The 1,690-nt window shown below is 43.2% G+C and carries 2 protein-coding genes; one reads left to right on the forward strand and one right to left on the reverse strand.

Annotation, left to right across the window (positions count from 1 at the left end; translation table 11 throughout):
• The first annotated feature begins 131 nt into the window (after positions 1-131).
• A complete protein-coding gene (gerD, locus tag SIN01_RS14615) occupies positions 132-692 on the forward strand; it encodes a spore germination lipoprotein GerD (RefSeq protein WP_010027590.1) in 561 nt (186 codons plus the stop codon).
• Here gerD and SIN01_RS14620 read toward each other — a convergent pair.
• Positions 689-1,447 carry a polysaccharide deacetylase family protein gene (locus tag SIN01_RS14620; protein ID WP_010027592.1) on the reverse strand — a complete coding sequence of 253 codons (759 nt, stop codon included), beginning with the start codon at positions 1,445-1,447 and terminating at the stop codon, positions 689-691. The genes gerD and SIN01_RS14620 overlap by 4 nt on opposite strands.
• Positions 1,448-1,690 lie beyond the last annotated feature (243 nt).

Genomic DNA, 1,690 nt, shown 5'->3' on the forward strand with positions numbered 1-1,690 from the left:
GGATCGACGCGTTGAAATCGTTCCGAACGTGAGAAGTGGTAAAAGAGTTGTCTAACGATCCGGCATAACTTGTATAAAAACGCAAAATGCACACATATTAAACGATATATGGCGGCCAGGGAGGAAAACTTATGGCGAAGATTCTATCGTTTCTAATGTGCGCAGTTCTGTTGTTTAATTTGGCGGGTTGCGGCGGCCAGCAGAGCCAGCCATCCTATGAAGAAAATAAAAAAATGGTACTCGATCTACTTAAAACCGATGACGGCAAAAAAGCGATGCGAGACCTGCTAAAGGATAATGAGTTTCGACAAGCGATTGTTCTGGATGAACCGACAATCCACAAGACCATTGTGCAGACGCTCACGACCGAACAAGGGCAGAAACTGTGGCGGCAATTGATGAATGATCCGGATTTTTCAGAGCAACTGGCAAAAACGATGGAAAGCGACAATGAAAAACTGTTGAAACGCATGATGAAGGATCCTGGTTATCAAGGAATGATGATGGATATTTTGAAAACGCCGGAAATGCAGCAGCAGTATCTCGACCTGATGAAAACCAAACCCTTTCGGCAACAGCTTGATAAAAGCATTGGCGAATTAATGGCAACACCGCTGTTTAAGAAACAACTTACCGATGCTATCGTTGAAACATTAAAAAAAGAGCAAGAGAAGTCAGAGGATAACTCTTAATCCATAAGCTTGCTCTTGGACTGGACATCAGAGGTTAAGGTTTTCACGGTAACAAACTGAAACCCTCTGTTCTCGAGTTCACGAATGATGAGCGGCAACGCACGGTCGGTGCCCTTTGCTGAATCAGAAGCGTGGAGTTTGATAATATCGCCTTTTCCCGCCTTTTCCAGAACACGCTGAACGATTACCTTGGCGCCAGGATTGGTTTCATCTCGAGGATTAACGCTCCACAAAACCACTTGTTGATTAAGATTCGCTGCCGTTTTCAGTACGTCTCTATTCACCTTGCCATAAGGTGGACGAATCATTTCCGGATGCTGACCGATCGTTTTATAGATCGATTCGCGTCCGAATAGAATGTCTGAGCGCAAACGCTGCACTTCTAATTGTGTGTAATCCTCATGGCGCATGCCGTGTGATTCCACTTCATGACCAGCCCTGACCATTTGCCGTACGAGACTCGGATGCCGCTCCGCCCATTCACCGGAAATAAAGAACGTTGCTTTTACATTTTCCTCTTTTAGGGCTTTTAAAATAAGCGGTGCCTGCTGATCACCCCAATTAATATCAAATGTCAGTGCCAGGTGTTTCTGATTCGTCTCAACGTGAGAAAGAGCTCCGTGCGCTTTGATTGGCGTGAATACATCCACATCCGTATCCTGACGTTGAACAAACAAGATTAACGCCGCAAAGAAAGCAGCAATAATGATCAGTAAGATATTCTTTAAACGTTTACCGTTGATAATCCAAAGCATTGATGTCCCACCTCGCTTGCGAGTTTGTACCATTGTATGGGCAAGCCTTCGTTAATATGCGGAGGACTGCTCTAAAAAAATAATAAATAAACTGTTGACATTTCCTGAATAGCTGGTAAAATAAATTTTGTTGTCGCTCATAAAACTTAATTCTTGATTTGAAAATGAATTAAAAAAGAGTTGACAATGAAAAGTTATCAGCGTATAATCAGTTAAGTCGCCTGAGGGTGATTGAGAAGAATG

The sequence above is a fragment of the Sporolactobacillus inulinus genome, from assembly GCF_006539285.1.
GTDB classification, from domain to species: domain Bacteria; phylum Bacillota; class Bacilli; order Bacillales; family Sporolactobacillaceae; genus Sporolactobacillus; species Sporolactobacillus inulinus.